Origin of the sequence: Thalassobaculum sp. OXR-137 (assembly GCF_034377285.1) — a bacterium.
In the GTDB taxonomy this organism is placed as follows: domain Bacteria; phylum Pseudomonadota; class Alphaproteobacteria; order Thalassobaculales; family Thalassobaculaceae; genus Thalassobaculum.
This window is the reverse complement of record NZ_CP139715.1, coordinates 1,863,307-1,878,510: the sequence shown is the minus strand read 5'-3', so window position 1 is coordinate 1,878,510 and position 15,204 is coordinate 1,863,307. Positions and strand designations below refer to the sequence as shown.

Genomic DNA, 15,204 nt, shown 5'->3' with positions numbered 1-15,204 from the left:
AGATCATGCCGAACCTCGACCTCACGGTCGACGCCGTGCTGCCCCAGGACCGCGATGCCGCGGTCCTGGTCGGCCGCGTCTGGCGTCCCGACGTGGCCCATGGCGCGGGGGGACCGGCACTGGTCGTCCTGCGCGGCGACGCCGTCATCGACATCACCGCCACGGTTCCGACCTGCTCGGAGCTGATGAACGCCGACAACCCGCTCGCCATCGCCCGGGCGACCGCCGGCGAGAAGGTCGGCACCGTCGCCGAGATCCTGGCCAATACGCCGGTCGACGGCCGCGATCCGGGCAAGCCCTGGTTCCTGAGCCCGATCGACCTGCAGGCGGTCAAGGCCTGCGGCGTCACCTTCGCCGAGAGCATGATCGAGCGGGTGATCGAGGAGAAGGCCAAGGGCGACGCGTCGGCCGCCGACGCCATCCGTCAGGAGATCGCCGAGAAGATCGGCAGCGATCTGTCGAAGATCACCCCGGGCTCCGAAGAGGCCGAGGCGCTCAAGGCCGCGCTGATCGAGCGCGGCATGTGGTCCCAGTATCTCGAGGTCGGCATCGGCCCCTATGCCGAGGTCTTCACCAAGGCGCCGCCGATGTCCTCGGTGGGGGTTGGCGCCGATGTGGGCCTGCACCCGATCTCCACCTGGAACAACCCGGAGCCGGAGATCACCCTGGTGGTGAGCGCCGCCGGCACCATCGTCGGCGCCATGCTCGGCAACGACGTCAACCTGCGCGACGTGGAGGGCCGCAGCGCCCTGCTGCTCGGCAAGGCCAAGGACAACAACGGCTCGGCCGCGGTCGGCCCGTTCGTGCGGCTGTTCGACGACGGCTTCACCCTGGACGACGTGCGCGCCGCCGAGCTCGACCTGCGGGTGGAGGGAGAGGACCAGTTCGTGATGAACGGCCATTCCTCCATGCGCAAGATCAGCCGCGACGTCGCCGACCTGGTGTCCCAGACCATCGGAGCGACCCACCAGTATCCGGACGGGGTGGTGCTGATGACCGGCACGCTGTTCGCCCCGACCCAGGATCGCGGCGCAAAGGGCCAGGGCTTCACCCATGCCGACGGCGACATCGTCTCGATCTCGACGCCGAAACTCGGCGCCCTGATCAACCGGGTCGGCCGGTCCGACAAGATCGCGCCCTGGACCTTCGGGACCGGCGCGCTCATGCGCAACCTCGCCAAGCGCGGACTGATCTGAGGAGGGCGTCCATGGTCAGTTACGACTTCACCGGCCAGAGCGCCATCGTCACCGGCGGGGCGCGGGGGATCGGCCTCGCCGCCGCCAAGCGGCTGTCCGATGCCGGTGCCTCGGTCAGCCTGTGGGACGCCGATGCGGCCAAGCTGGCGGAGGTGGTCGGCTTCTTCCCCGAGGACCGGGTTCACACCGCCACGGTCGACGTGACCGACGACGTCGCCATCGACCGGGCGGCGGCCGAGGTCGAGCGCGAGTTCGGCCGGATCGACGTCCTCGTCGCCTCGGCCGGGATCACCGGACCGAACACCACCACCTGGGAATATCCGGTCCAGGACTGGCGCCGGGTGATCGACATCAACCTGACCGGCGTCTTCCTGTGCGACCGGGCGGTGGTGCCCTACATGCGGGCGAAGAAGAAGGGGCGGATCATCAACATCGCCTCGATCGCCGGCAAGGAGGGCAACCCGAACGCGCCGGCCTATTCCGCGTCGAAGGCCGGCGTCATCGGCCTGACCAAGTCGCTCGGCAAGGAGCTGGCGGCCACGCCGATCACGGTGAACTGCATCACGCCCGCGGCGGTGAAGACCGACATCTTCGACCAGATGACCCCGGAATTCATCGAGTTCATGCTCTCCAAGATCCCGATGGGCCGGTTCGGGCTGGTCGAGGAGATCGCCAATCTGGTCGCCTGGCTGGCCAGCGAGGATGCGTCCTTCTCCACCGGCGCGGTGTTCGACTGCTCCGGTGGGCGCGCCACCTACTGACCGCCGGGCGGGGCATGCGCCAAACTCAGTATCCGGACCTCGCCGGACGGACGGTGTTCGTCACCGGCGGGGCCTCCGGGATCGGTGCGGCGGTGGTGTCCCGGTTCTGCGCCCAGGGGGCCAATGTCGGCTTCATCGACATCGCCGAGCGCGAGGCCAAGGGGCTGATCGCGACGATCAAGGAGGCCGGCAACCCGCCGCCCTTCTTCATCGAGGGCGACGTCCGCGACCTGAGCGAGCTGAAGAAGGCGATCTCCACGGTCCGGCGCAAGTTCGGCATGATCAGCGTGCTGGTGAACAACGCCGCCAAGGACGACCGCCACACCCTGGAGCATGTCACCCCCGACTACTGGGACGACCGTTTCAGCCTGCTGGTCCGCCCGATGTTCTTCGCCGCCCAGGCGGTTGTGGCCGACATGCGCTCGCGCGCCGGCGGGTCGATCGTCAATCTGGGGGCCGCCGACCGCCCCCTGCACAGCAGCCGCAGCGCCTATGACGCCGCCAAGGGCGCGGTGCACGGGCTGACCAAATCTCTCGCCTACGAGCTGGGCCGAGACGCGATCCGGGTGAACACGGTGTCCCCCGGCTGGGTGCTGACCGACCGGCAGCGCGAGCTCTGGCTGACCGAGAACGCGGCGGAGGAGTTGAAGACCCGCCAGTCCATGCGCCGGGAGATAAAGCCCGAGGACGTGGCGGCCGCGGTGGTGTTCCTCGCCTCTTTGGAAGCCGAGATGATCTCCGGCCAGGAGATCGTGGTCGACGGGGCGTACCGGTAGGGAGCGCCTCTTCTCGTTCTCCACACCGTCTTCCACCGGCGCAGAGCCGGGAAGACGTTCAACAGTTTTCTTCTCCCACTCCCCGGACCTGTTCCGGGGCAAGGCCTGGGTCGTCGGATCGTCACCGGTTGGGCCCCGTCACGCGGACCGGCTTGCCCCGGAACGGGTCCGGGGAGTGTGGAAAGGGGGAAGGAATGCCAGCCTCCCACTCCGTCGGCTGGGTCAGCGTCTTCCGCCGGCGCAGAGCCGGGAAGAATTCAAAGGTATCTCACTCCCACTCCCCGGACCTGTTCCGGGGCAAGGCCTGGGTCGTCGGATTGTCACCGCTTGGGCCCCGTCACGCGGACCGGCTTGCCCCGGAACGATCCCGGATTCAATCCGGGACGGGGAGTGTGGAACGGGGGAAGGAATGCCAGCCTCCCACTCCGTCGGCTGGGTCAGCGTCTTACGCCGGCGCAGAGCCGGGAAGAATTCAAAGGTATCTCACTCCCACTCCCCGGACCCGTTCCGGGGCGAGGCCTGGGTCGTCGGATCGTCACCGGGTAGGTCCCGTCACGCGGACCGGCTTGCCCCGGAACGATCCCGGATTCAATCCGGGACGGGGAGTGAGGAGAGGGTAAAACTCCCGCCCCCTACTCCGCCGGCTGCGCCGCCGGTTTCTGGCGGCCGAAGCCGAAGCTCCAGTCCACTTCGTTGCCGATCTCCGGGTGGGAGGGAACCAGGCGGGCCAGGATCAGGCTCACCCCGGCCATTGCCGCGCCAGCCAGGAACACCGCCGCCGGCGACACCAGCCATAGCAGCCCGAAGGTCACCGGAATGAACACCGCGGCGATGTGGTTGATGGTGAACGACACGCCCGCCGTCGGCGCGATCTCCGCCGGGTCGGCGATCTTCTGGAAATAGGTCTTCATGGCGATCGCGATGGCGAAGAACGCATGGTCGATCACGTAGAGCGCGCCCGCCAGCCAGACGTTGGTGACGAAGGCATAGGTCGCGAACACCCCGATCAGCCCGACATACTCGAAGGTCAGGGCGCGGCGCTCGCCGAAGCGCACGATGAGCTGGCCGATCTTCGGGGCGAGCGTCATGTTGATCGCGCCGTTGATGAAGAACAGGGCGGCCACCTCGTGCACCTCGTAGCCGAACCGCTCGACCATCAGGAACCCGGCGAACACAGTGAAGATCTGCCGGCGGGCGCCGCCCATGAAGGTCAGCGCGTAGTACAGCCAGTAGCGCTTGCGCAGGATCAGCTTCTTGTGCTGCGGCACGCCCTCGCGGAACGACGGGTAGGCGACGAACAGGAAGATCAGGACCACCAGGGTCAGGCAGCCGGCGATCAGGAAGACGGTGGTGAAGGACAGGTTGAAGCTGTCCCAGCCGACGAAGATCAGCCCATAGGCCACGAGCTGGGCAAACGCACCGACGGCGATGATCTTGCCCATGCTGGCCGCCGCCGTCGCCTTGGGCAGCCACTGCAGCGACAGGGACTGGGCGGCGGTCTCGTAGTAGTGGAAGCCGACCGACATCACGAAGGTGGTCAGGTAAAAGCCCCAGACCGTCGGGAAATAACCGGTCGCGGCCACGCCGATGCCGAGGCAGAGCAGCGACAGGTAGGCCAGGGTCTGCTCGCGCATGAACAGCAGGAAATACACCGCCAGGAAGGACAGGAAGCCGGGGATCTCCCGGATCGACTGCTGCAGCCCGATCTCCTTGCCGGTGAAGTCCAGCTCATGAACCGCGAAGTTGTTCATCAGGTTCCACCAGGCCGCGAAGGAGAGCTGCATGGCGGCGGCCATGATCATCAGCATCACGGCGGGCGAGCGCCACCCGGTGGCGGCCTTGGGATCGGCGGTGGTGGTCAGGTAGGACATCGCGGCACTCGGGACAGGACAGGAAGCATGGATTTCGTACTACTCCCGCGCGGTCCGTACGTGTTAGCGGTATATCGTCAATGAATGTGGACGACTCGCCAAATGATCCACCCCTCGGTCTATGCCTCCGCCGCCGCCCAGGACGATCACGCCGCCCCGGTCATCGCCTATGCCGCCGAGGCGGAGAAGCACACCCGCGGCGATCCCCACAGCCATAGCCGGCATCAGCTCTTTCACCTGGTCTCCGGATCGGTGACCGTGGAGACGGCGCTGGGCAGCTTCGTGGTGCCGCCGGAGCGCGCCCTGTGGATGCCCGCCGGCACCGTCCACGCCACCACCTACCTGCAGCCGAGTTCGCTGCGCTTCCTGTATTTCCGCCCCGAGGCGGTGCGGGACGTGCCGGCCACGCCCTCGGTCATCCGCATCTCGCCGCTGCTGCGCGAGCTGATCCTGGCCTATATGGCCTATCCGCGCGATCCGGTGGTACCCGACGGCCCCGCCGCCCGGATCGCCGGGGTGATCATCGACCAGATCGCCACCGAGCCGGTCTCGCCGCTGCACCTGCCGATGCCGACCTCCGAGCGGCTGCGCCGGGCGGTGGAAGACCTCGCCGCCGATCCGGCCTGCGCGGTGTCCCTCGCCGACGTCGCCCGGCGCGCCGCCCTGTCCCAGCGCTCCTTCGAGCGGCACTTCCGGGCGGAGACCGGCCTGAGCTACCGCGCCTGGCTGCGGCAGGCCCGGCTGATGAAGGCGGTGGAGTGGCTGTCCTTCGGCGATACGGTCGGCGACATCGCCCACCGGCTCGGCTACGAGGGGGCGAGCGCGTTCGTCGCCAGCTTCCGCAAGGCCTTCGGGGTGACGCCGGGCCGCTACTTCGCCGACGCCGCCTGAGCCCTCGCCGGCGTCTGGCACGCCGGGACGCCCATGCTATAAGAACAACCCAGAGGCGACCGGTCGGCCAACGGCCCAGGCCAGAGGGTGGAAAGTTCGATGAGCCAGGAAGCGGCGGTCCTGTTCGCCAACGAGGCGTTCTATCTGGCCTTCGCCATGCGCGACCTGAAGAGCATGGAGGAGATCTGGTCGCGCGACGCGCCGATCACCTGTGTGCATCCCGGGTGGCGGCCGCTGATGGGCCGCGACGAGGTGATGGAGAGCTGGGTGACGATCCTCGGCAATCCGGGCTCGCCCGCCGTGGAGTTCCGCAACGCCCGGGTCTTTCTCTACGGCGACGTCGCCTGCGTCCTCGGCTACGAGGTGCTGCAGGAGGGCGTGCTGGCCGCGACCAACACTTTCGTGAAGGAAGGCGTGAGCTGGCGCCTGGTGCATCACCATGCCTCGCCGGTCGCCGACAGCCCGCAGTTCAGCGAGGCGCCGCCGAGCCGCGGCCCGTTGATGTAGGCGACGCCGGCGCCCCGACTCCTCGAAGCGCCCGATCCCCAAACGAAAAGAGGCGGACAGTCGCCTGTCCGCCTCCCCGTCTGACGTGCCGGCCGCGTGGACCGGACCAGATCGCGCTTACTTGCGGATCTCGATCTTCACACGGCGGTTCTTCGCTTCCTTCACGCCGTCCGGCGTGATGACCTTGTTGTTCTTCTCGCCGAAGGCCTCGATCGTCATCGCCGGCGCACCGCCGCCCAGCAGACCGCGCAGTTCGTTGGCGACCGCGTTGGCGCGGCGCTCGGACAGAGCCATGTTGTACTGCTCCGAACCCGAGCGGTCCGCATAGCCGGACACCGTCATCGTCGAGGCACCCATGTCGTCGGACGCATCGGCCGCATCGATCAGCGTCGAGAGCGTCTGCGGGGTGATCGCGCTGCTGTCGAAGTCGAAGTACACGGTGAAGTTGGCGAAGGTCACCGGCGCGGCGGCAGCCACCGGCTGCTGGGCGACGGCGGCTTCCATGGCCTCGATCGCCGGCTTGAACCGGTCGCGGCACCAGGCGATGTCAGCCGGCTGGAAGTTCTCTTCGGCTTCCTGCATCCAGCAGTCGAACATGGCCTGACCGCGCGCGGAGGCTTCCGGCACCTTGGTCGCGGCACCGGCGGCCAGCGCGGCCGTCAGACGGCGATGCGCCTCGGACAGGGCACCCTTGTGCTCGGCCGGGATGACCCGCGAGTCCAGCGCTTCCGGCGCCGTCGGCGTGCCGTTCGCAGCGGCGATGGCCGCGGCGGCGAAGACATCGGAATCCTCGTAGTCGCCCTCGGCGAATTCCATCTCGGAAAGCGTCAGGTATTCCTGATACAGCGCCTTGCTGAAGGCATCGCCGCTCGGGGTGAGACCACGGGCGTTGTCCAACTGGAAGCCCGCGCAGGCCGCCAAGCTCATCATCGCCGCGGCGGCGAAGAACGGCTTGGCTCCTCCCAGAATTTTTTGAAGCATATCCATCTCCTTTACGTGTTCCGTCGCGCCTCGTCTAAGGCACCGTCACCGAAAGGGTCCCCGCCCCCGGACAACTGTGTAGACGCGCTTGTGGAGCCGAGCATAGCGGCTCCAACTGCTGGTATTTCAACACGTTCAGGCTGGAACGCAAGGAAAACCCGGAGGCCGCCTGCGGCTCGGACAGGAGTCACGCCGTCCCCTCAGATAAACGCACATCAACGTGCATTCGGGGGTCGGCCGTCTCCTGTCCGAGGACTTTTCGGACCGCCTGCGGCGATCAGGCGAAGCCGGTCGCCATGGCGAACATGGTCACGAAGATCGCCGCCGCCAGGGCGAAGCCGACGATCGTCGGCCAGAGGCCGAAGGCCCGGCTGTCGTCTTCAGTATCGGGAGCCATCACACATTCTCCTTGTCGATGCCGGTCAGGTCAGAACCTGAGGGAGCCATAGGGCGATCTCGGGGAAGATCATCACCAGGATCAGACCGATGATCTGCAGTCCGATGAACGGGATGACCGCGGCGAAGATCTCCTGCAGTTCGATGTCCGGCGGCGCCACCGACTTCAGCCAGAAGCAGGCCGGGCCGAAGGGCGGCGACAGGAAGTAGATCTGCATGTTCATCACGAACAGCACACCGAACCAGACCGCGGCCCATTCCGGATCGAGACCGAGTTCCGGCGCCATGTCGACAACCACCGGGGCGAAGATCGGCACCGTGATGAACACGATCGCGATCCACTCCATGAACGTGCCGAGCACGACCAGGATCGCCATCATCACCAGGATGATGCCGATGGCCGGCAGGTCCAGCCCGGAGAACAGGCTGCGCATGAACTCGCCGCCGCCGACCAGGTTGTAGATGCCGACGAAGCTGACCGCGCCGAGGATCAGCCAGATGATCGTCCCGACCGTGGCCATGGTCTGGGTCAGGGCTTCCTGGAGCATCTTCCAGTTGAAGCGCATGCGCACCGCGGCCACGACGATCGAGCCGAACACGCCGACGCCCGCGGCTTCGGTCACGCTGGCGATACCGCCGTAGATCGAGCCCATGACGCAGGCGATGAGCAGGATCGACAGGCCGACCGCAACCGACCGGTTGGAGGACAGCTTCTGCTCCACATGGCCGCGTGCCGCCACTTCGGAAGCGGTGGGCGCGAGGCTCGGGTTCAGATAGCAGCGGATCAGAACGTAGATGATGTAGAACGTCGCCAGCAGCAGGCCCGGCAGGGCGCCGGCCATGAACAGGTCGCCGATGGAGACCTGGGCCGACAGGCCGTAGACGATCATGATGATCGACGGCGGGATCAGCGTGGCGAGCGAGCCGCCGGCGCAGATCGTGCCGATCGACAGCTTGCGGTCGTAGCCGAGGCGCAGCATCTGCGGCAGGGCCACTAGGCCCAGCATGACGATCTCGCCGCCCATGATGCCGGACATGGCCGCCATGATCACCGCGACGATGACGGTCTGCACCGCCACGCCGCCGCGCAGGTTGCCGGCGAAGATCGACATGGCGTCGAACAGGTCCTCGGCGATGCCGGCCTTCTCCAGGATGGACGCCATCAGCACGAACAGCGGCACCGCGACCAGCGGATAGGATTCCAGCAGGCCGAAGGCGTTGGTCGACACCAGGTAGAGGCCCTTGGGGCCGAAGAACAGCAGGGCGCAGACGATGGAGATGATCAGCGTCACCACGCCGAGCGGCATGCCCGTCATCATCAGCAGCAGCAGCGTGATGACGATGCCGACGCTCACCGTGCCGATGTGGTAGGCGCGGATGTTGATGAGCTGGCGCAGGTCGATGGCCTGGGCGATCGAGGCGACGGCGCTGTCGGCCCATTCCGACAGGATGAAGCCTTCGTAATAATGGCCGATCAGCAGCAGGACGAGCCGGCCGATCAGCAGAACCGAGACCACGACCACCGCGAGGCGCGCGATCGGGTTCGCGAGGTGCCGGTAGAAATTGGCCAGAAGCTGCAGCAGATAGACCGTCGCGCCGAGGAACAGCGCGGTCTTCAGCAACATCGGTTCCGGCGAGTTGAAGGCGCTGCCGGCGCGTTCCACGTTGCTGATCGCCTCGAGGGCGCGGCCCATCGTGTCGTTGGTCAGCAGGAACAGCGCGATGACCCCGACGATCAGCGCGAAGAGGTCGAGCCGCCACTTCGTGCGGTCGCTCGCCATCAGATAGAAAACGGTAATTCCGATATGCCGGTTCTTCAGCGTCACATAGCCGGCGGACAGCATCCAGGCGGTGGCGCAGAACACCATCACCATCTCGAACGCCCACTGGGTGGGCGAGTGGAACGCGTAGCGCGAGATCACCTCGTACAGCGTGATCACGCCGCACAGGAAATACAGTTGCGCGACCGCGAGGCCGGAGAACTGACTGAACTTGTTGATGGCAGAATTCATCGGACCGCTTTCAGGGACACTGAGCGCATGCGCATGAAGGAAAACAGGCGACCGCGCGTCGCCTGAGCGTGATGCGGTCCGGGGGCCACACGAGCCCCCGGACCGTCAGCGTTTCCGATCAGTCGAGCAGACCGACTCGCTTCATGTAGGACAGGTGCGCGTCGAGCGCCTCGCGGGCCAGTTCCGACTTGGACGCAGCCGTCTCCCAAGCCTCGACGGCGATCTCGCGGAACTTCTGACGGTCTTCCTTCGACCAGTCGACGATCGTGAGGTCGCCCTTCGCCTTGTGCTCGGCCACCAGATCGCGGTCCTGCAGGTCGGCCTGACGCAGCATCGTGATGTAAGCGGCTTCGAACCAGACCTCCAGGGTCACCCGCTGGCCTTCGGTCAGGCCGTTCCAGACGTCCTTGTTCATGATGAACTGCAGGACGGCCATGGAGTGGATGCCCGGATAGATCGGGTACTTGCCGACCTTGTGCATGCCGGAGGCTTCGTTGTTCACGAAGGCCGAGGCGTCGGCGGCGTCGACGATGCCCTTATCCAGCGAGGTGTAGACCTCGGAGAACGGGATCGACACCGGCGAGGCGCCGGCCAGACGGAACACGTCGGCCGCAAGGCCTTCCGGCGACCGGATCTTGATGCCCTTCATGTCTTCCACGCCCTTGATCGGCACGGTCGAGACGAGAGCTTCCTTGGTGTAGGGGCCGCAGCCGATCACATGGATCGAGTCGGGCCACAGCTTGTCGTAGATCTTCTGCAGGACTTCCTTGCCGCCGCCTTCCGAGCAGAAGGTGCGGACCTGGTCCGGCGTGTCGTAACCGGCGATCAGATCGCCGATGAGGCCGAAGGCGGGTTCGCGGCCGGCGAAATAGGAAACCGCGTTCAGGTCGCCGTCGAGAATGCCGTTGGCGACCGCATCGACGGTCTCGCGATGCGGGACGACTGCCTTGGTCGGCAGGACCTCGACCTCGATCTCGCCGTTGGTCATCAGGCCGACCTTCTGCTGCCAGCCTTCCGTCATGAAACGGTGCGCCCAGTCGCCCGGGCTCGAACTCGCCTGGAGCTTGAGCGTGCGCGCATCGGCATCCCCGATTGCGAACGCACTAACGGTCAGTGCCGCCATGACGGCGACCATGGTTTTCCGCATCGTTTCCTCCCTCGTGCGGTATGTCAAAATCCCTGTATTCAGGGCTTGGTAGTCTTTTGGTTGAGGCGCGAGTGTCACAACGGGGCGCCTGGAATGTCAACAATGCAAGATACGGCAGGCCCTTGCATAGCCTGTTATTTTTTATCCTGGGCTGCCGCTCTCGGTTGGATCTGTCGCACGGCGAAACCACCGCCGGGTGTCGGCACCAGCGCCTTGATCGGCTTACCGCCGAAGGTCTGATCGACCAGTTCGTTCAGGGCCGCATCGCCGCCGCCATAGGGGGCCACGAGGTCGATCAGCCAGGGGATGGTGCCGCCGTCCCACTCGTTCGGCCGCAGCCGGTTCTGGCCCTGGAGCAGGCGCTTCTCGACCTCCTCGGTGACCATCGCCCAGGAGGCGTAGACCACGGGCGCCACGCCCCGCTCGGTGCGGCGGCGCCAGATCCGGACCTGGCGCTTGGTCAGCGGCGGCAGGACCAGCCATTCCAGGTCGGAGATGAAGATATGCCGGTGGGCCGGCGATTGCCCCATCAGCGAGACGATCTGGCCGAGCAGCCGGGTCATGTCGTCGCGCGGCGCCTCCGCGGCAGGGGCCGACACGGCCGCCGGTGCTTCGGTTTCGGCTGCCGCCGGCTCTGTTCCGGATCCGTCGGTTCCGAACACGGTATGGTCGCTCATCATCCCCCCTTGCGCCCCGTTGCGCCGGGCCTGCGCGGCCCGGCTCGTCCGTTCTGTATTGCTTCGCCCCGCTCTGCGGTCAGTGGGCGAAGATCACCGGCATCGTCGCGTCGGCGATGATGTCGCTGGTCGCGCCACCGAAAATCATCTGCCGCAGCCGGCTCTGGGTGTAGGCCCCCTTCACCAGCAGGTCGACGCCTTCCGCCTCGGCCACCTCGAGCACGTCCATGCCGGGCCCGCGCATGGAGCGCTTGCCGGTGGCGACGGTGGCATCGACGCCGTGCAGCTTAAGATACTCGACCAGGGCGGCGCCGTCCGGGCCGGGAACCGACCAGCCTTCGATCTCGATCACGATGGCCTTGTCCGCCGACTTGATGGCCGGCAGGGCCTGGCCGATGAGGCGGGCGGTTTCGGTGCTGCGGTTCCAGGCGATGGCGACCGTGCTGCCGCATTCCCGGGTCCAGCCGACCGGCACCAGGGTGACGGTGCGCCCGCCCTCGAACAGGGCGGTCTCGAACACCGCGCGCCAGTCGGTCTCCTCGCTCTTGCCGACGACGGTGGTGTCGAACAGCCGGGCCGCCTCGCCGATACCGAACCGGGCCCGCAGGGGCTCGTCGCTCAGATCGACCAGCGCGCCGTCCGGGCCGAGCGCGTCGATTCGGGTTCGCATGGCGGCCAGCGCCTCTTCCGCCTCGCGGGCGAGGTCGGGGCCCTTGTCGGCGTAGTCGATGATGCCGACGCCCATCGGATCGACCAGCGGGCTTTCGACGGGCCGCGGATAGAACGTGGCCCGAACGCGTCCGCCCGAACGCTTGGCAAACAAGACGGCAGCCTCCAGCGGGGCGCGATCGACCCCGTCACGGCCGAACGGCAGAAAAAAGGACTTCATCTGCATTCTCCCTCGATGTGGCCGCGCTTGTCGCCGCCGGTCCCGATGTCATGATAGCGGAAACCCTCCCGTCAAGGCACCGGATTGGATCAATGGCCGATATTCGCATCGACAATGCCCTCGTCGTCACCATGGACGGCGACCGGCGCGTGCTGGAGGGTGCCAGCGTTGCAATTTCCGGCACCCGCATCGTCGCCATCGGCCCGCGCGACGAGATCGCCGCCGGCCATCCGGCCGACACGGTGATCGACGGGACCCGAAAGGCGCTGATGCCGGGCTTCGTCGACGTCCATGCCCATGCCGGCCACGGACTGATCAAGACCCTGGGGCTGGCCGGCGACGGGGACTGGGAACGCGCCTGCCACACCGCCTACACGGTGGCGTCGGACACCGGCTTCTGGGCGGCGGAGGCGGCGCTGTCGGCGGTGGAGCGCATCCGCTGCGGCACGACGACGGGGGTCTCCTATCTCGGCGGCGGCGACGACGTGATGCGGACCGACGAGCCGATCTATGCCGACGCCCATTGCCGCGAGATCGAGCGGCTGGGCACCCGGTCGGTGGTCGCGGTCGGCATCAACCGCCCGCCTTTCCCCAAGACCTACGCCAATATCGAGGGCGGTGCCTATCACGAGCACCCGGTCTCGTTCGACACCCAGCTCTCCGTCTGCGAGGACGTGGCGAAGGCCTGGGACGGCGCCGCCGGCGGCCGGGTGCGGATCGCCGTCAGCTTTCCCGTCCACCATCGCGGCTCCGAGCAGGACGCGCTGCTCTCCGAAGTGCGCGATCAGGCGGCGGCGACCCGCGACCTGACCCGTCGGCTCGGCCTGATCTTCACCCAGGACGGCCACCGCCAGGGCAGCATCCGCCTGGCCCACGAACTCTTCGACCTGCTCGGCCCCGACGCACTGATGAGCCATTCGGTGGATCTCGACGGCGAGGAGATCCGGCTGGTGGCGGAGACCGGCACCAAGATCGCCCACAACCCGTCGGCCAACCGCTCGATCACAGGCCGCTGCCCGGTGCCGGAACTGATCGAGGCGGGGGCGGTGGTCGGCCTCGGCTCCGACGGCACCGCGCCGGACCGCGGCTACGACATGTTCCGCCACATGTTCCAGGCGATGCATTACCACCGCCGCCATTTCCGCGACCCGGCCGTCCTGCCGCCGGGCAAGATGCTGGAGATGGCCACCATTGACGGGGCGGCCGCGCTGGGGATGGAGACGGAGATCGGCTCGGTGGAGGTGGGCAAGCAGGCGGACCTGATCCTGGTCGACCTGTTCAAGCCGCACATGGTGCCGATGACCATGCCGCTCTACCGGCTGGCCTGTTTCGCCAACGGCGCCGACGTGGACACCACCATCGTCGCCGGCCGCATCCTCATGCGGGGGCGCCAACTTGTCGGGATCGACGAGGGAGCGATCCTGGAGGAGGCCGACCGCCAGGCCGCTCTGATGGTCGAGCGGGCGGGCCTGAAGGATCTGGAACGGCTGCCGGACCGGTTCTGGGGCGTCGCGCGCGGGTAGTGGCTTCAGAACCACCAATCGTCTGAGAAATCCGTGCGATTGATGTCCACGACAACGTATCTCGGATAACGGGTGTAGAATTCGGCGGAGTCGAATCGGACTTCTGTGCCGCTCTGGGTCACCGATACCGGCGTGAAGCCAATCTCGATCCGATCCCCTTCTTCCGGGTTGAAGTCAGAGAAGACGATCTTGTGCTCGTACAGCCCTGGGGTCGACGAGAGCGTGTCGGCCCCCTCGCCACCAACGACGGTGACGTTTGACACGGGGTAAACTTGGTCGTCGAACACGAAACGATCATCGCCGCGGTTTCCGAAGAACAAGGCGCTGGTGGGGGAAATGCCGCCCTCGACATCGATCGTGTCGTCGTCCTGACCGCCATAGACCGTACTTGAGCCGCTGCCGACGACGATGTAATCGCCCCCATGGTTCCCGTAGATCAGATCATTGCCGCCGCCGCCGGAGATCGTCTCCACACCCGACCGCAGGACGCCGTCGGCACCCGCCGGTCCGGCGTTCTGGCCGCCGTAGATCGTATCCGAGCCGATACCGCCGTTCAGGAGATCTATACCCTGGTTGCCGTAGATCAGATCGTCGCTGTCACCGCCGGTGAGGGTGTCGTTCCCCTCGTACCCTTTCAATTCGCCCGTATTCCGGGACGAGACCCAGTCGAGGCTCAGGTTGTCGTCCGTCGCCGCCCCCTGGCCATGGTAACTGCCGAACGGAAGCCGCCCCTCGCTCGCGCCGAACAGGATATAGTGCTCCCAACCGGACGCGAAATCGCCCCGTGCCACGGCATCGGCAACATCGGAATGGCTCTGGAGATACACCGCTTCGGTGAACTGGCGCACACTGCGCCCCTCGGAGAGCCCGTTGTTGATCCAGTGGGAATAGGCATCCACCCCGGCCTGGGCGACATCCAGATTGTAGGCGAGATACCATTCTTCGTCGAACTCGTATGGGTTCGCCACGATTAACCCTCCGAATTATGAGCCTTCCCGTTGTAGTTAACGATGCATTAGCGCTTCTTCAATACAGTGCCGCCGACGTGAGTTTGGATTCTTCTCCCCCGGGGTCGATAAGGCTATATGATCGCCGACGGGGTTGTTCCGGAGAGACTGGGAATGTTCGGGAAAGCCAAAGCCAAGTCGGCGGGCACTTCAGGCAAGGGAGTCGTGAAGGCCGATGTGAAGCTGGGATCCGCCATCTTCGGCGAAGAAGAGCTCGAGATCCGCGAGCTGCACATCAAAGGGATCCGCATCCCGAACCCGGGCGAAGGCAACATCATCGCGGGGCAGAAGTTCCATTTCCTGCTCAAGCTGGGCGACGGCGAGGCCGCCCCGGTGATCAAGGTCGAGGCGCATGCGCTCGCCGCCTCCGACAAGGAAGTGATCGGCAAGTTCTCCGGCATGGGCGACGACGAGAAGCGGCTGATCGCGCTGCACATGAAGGCGCTGCGCCAATCCGGCGCCATCGCCTGATGGTCGGCATCGGGCCTTTTTAAAAGACGACTTTCTCGAGATTTAAAACGACTTCCTGGAGACCCCGCAGGGGTCGTCCAGGACCATGTTCCGCCGCCG

14 protein-coding genes are annotated in these 15,204 nt (G+C 66.4%); 7 read left to right on the top strand and 7 right to left on the bottom strand.

Annotation, left to right across the window (positions count from 1 at the left end; genetic code table 11):
* Nucleotides 1–5 precede the first annotated feature (5 nt).
* Genes T8K17_RS08805 through T8K17_RS08795 form a run of 3 tightly spaced genes read left to right on the top strand, consistent with a single transcriptional unit; the run spans nt 6 to nt 2,733 of the window.
* Complete coding sequence (locus T8K17_RS08805) at nt 6–1,196, top strand: fumarylacetoacetate hydrolase family protein (RefSeq protein ID WP_322334130.1); 1,191 nt, start codon at nt 6–8, stop codon at nt 1,194–1,196.
* An 11-nt stretch (nt 1,197–1,207) separates the two neighbouring features.
* On the top strand, nt 1,208–1,957 hold the full coding sequence (locus tag T8K17_RS08800) for an SDR family NAD(P)-dependent oxidoreductase (protein ID WP_322334129.1): 750 nt from the start codon (nt 1,208–1,210) through the stop codon (nt 1,955–1,957).
* A 14-nt stretch (nt 1,958–1,971) separates the two neighbouring features.
* Nucleotides 1,972–2,733 (top strand): SDR family oxidoreductase, encoded by a 762-nt coding sequence (locus T8K17_RS08795; protein ID WP_322334128.1) that lies wholly within the window; start codon nt 1,972–1,974, stop codon nt 2,731–2,733.
* Nucleotides 2,734–3,365: 632 nt separating this feature from the next.
* Here the strand turns inward: T8K17_RS08795 and T8K17_RS08790 are convergent.
* Nucleotides 3,366–4,604: an MFS transporter gene (locus T8K17_RS08790; RefSeq protein WP_322334127.1), complete on the bottom strand. Its 1,239-nt coding sequence runs from the start codon at nt 4,602–4,604 to the stop codon at nt 3,366–3,368.
* A 102-nt stretch (nt 4,605–4,706) separates the two neighbouring features.
* Here T8K17_RS08790 and T8K17_RS08785 point away from each other — a divergent pair, with 102 nt between their 5' ends.
* Both T8K17_RS08785 and T8K17_RS08780 read left to right on the top strand, forming a co-directional pair.
* The gene (locus tag T8K17_RS08785) at nt 4,707–5,495 is read left to right on the top strand and encodes a helix-turn-helix transcriptional regulator (RefSeq protein ID WP_322334126.1); all 789 of its coding nucleotides are present in this window, start codon (nt 4,707–4,709) and stop codon (nt 5,493–5,495) included.
* Between the two features lie 99 nt (nt 5,496–5,594).
* Nucleotides 5,595–6,002, top strand: coding sequence for a nuclear transport factor 2 family protein (locus tag T8K17_RS08780; protein ID WP_322334125.1), 408 nt, complete (start codon nt 5,595–5,597; stop codon nt 6,000–6,002).
* Between the two features lie 117 nt (nt 6,003–6,119).
* Here T8K17_RS08780 and T8K17_RS08775 read toward each other — a convergent pair whose 3' ends face one another.
* From T8K17_RS08775 to T8K17_RS08755, 5 genes are all read right to left on the bottom strand, one after another.
* A complete protein-coding gene (locus T8K17_RS08775) occupies nt 6,120–6,983 on the bottom strand; it encodes an OmpA family protein (RefSeq protein ID WP_322334124.1) in 864 nt (287 codons plus the stop codon).
* Nucleotides 6,984–7,405: 422 nt separating this feature from the next.
* A complete protein-coding gene (locus T8K17_RS08770; protein WP_322334123.1) occupies nt 7,406–9,391 on the bottom strand; it encodes a TRAP transporter large permease subunit in 1,986 nt (661 codons plus the stop codon).
* A gap of 118 nt (nt 9,392–9,509) precedes the next feature.
* The gene (locus T8K17_RS08765) at nt 9,510–10,538 is read right to left on the bottom strand and encodes a TRAP transporter substrate-binding protein (RefSeq protein WP_322334122.1); all 1,029 of its coding nucleotides are present in this window, start codon (nt 10,536–10,538) and stop codon (nt 9,510–9,512) included.
* A 134-nt stretch (nt 10,539–10,672) separates the two neighbouring features.
* Nucleotides 10,673–11,215 carry a toxin-activating lysine-acyltransferase gene (locus T8K17_RS08760; RefSeq protein WP_322334121.1) on the bottom strand — a complete coding sequence of 181 codons (543 nt, stop codon included), beginning with the start codon at nt 11,213–11,215 and terminating at the stop codon, nt 10,673–10,675.
* A gap of 79 nt (nt 11,216–11,294) precedes the next feature.
* On the bottom strand, nt 11,295–12,104 hold the full coding sequence (locus T8K17_RS08755; protein WP_322334120.1) for a universal stress protein: 810 nt from the start codon (nt 12,102–12,104) through the stop codon (nt 11,295–11,297).
* A 92-nt stretch (nt 12,105–12,196) separates the two neighbouring features.
* On the opposite strand from T8K17_RS08755, the gene T8K17_RS08750 reads away from it, so the two are divergent.
* Nucleotides 12,197–13,627, top strand: a complete 1,431-nt coding sequence (locus T8K17_RS08750; protein ID WP_322334119.1) for an amidohydrolase family protein — start codon at nt 12,197–12,199, stop codon at nt 13,625–13,627.
* 5 nt (nt 13,628–13,632) lie between these two features.
* Here the strand turns inward: T8K17_RS08750 and T8K17_RS08745 are convergent, their stop codons facing one another.
* Complete coding sequence (locus tag T8K17_RS08745; RefSeq protein ID WP_322334118.1) at nt 13,633–14,595, bottom strand: calcium-binding protein; 963 nt, start codon at nt 14,593–14,595, stop codon at nt 13,633–13,635.
* A 117-nt stretch (nt 14,596–14,712) separates the two neighbouring features.
* Between T8K17_RS08745 and T8K17_RS08740 the strand changes: the two genes are divergently transcribed.
* Entirely contained in the window at nt 14,713–15,105 is a 393-nt protein-coding gene (locus T8K17_RS08740; protein ID WP_322334117.1) for a hypothetical protein, read from the top strand.
* Nucleotides 15,106–15,204: the final 99 nt, after the last annotated feature.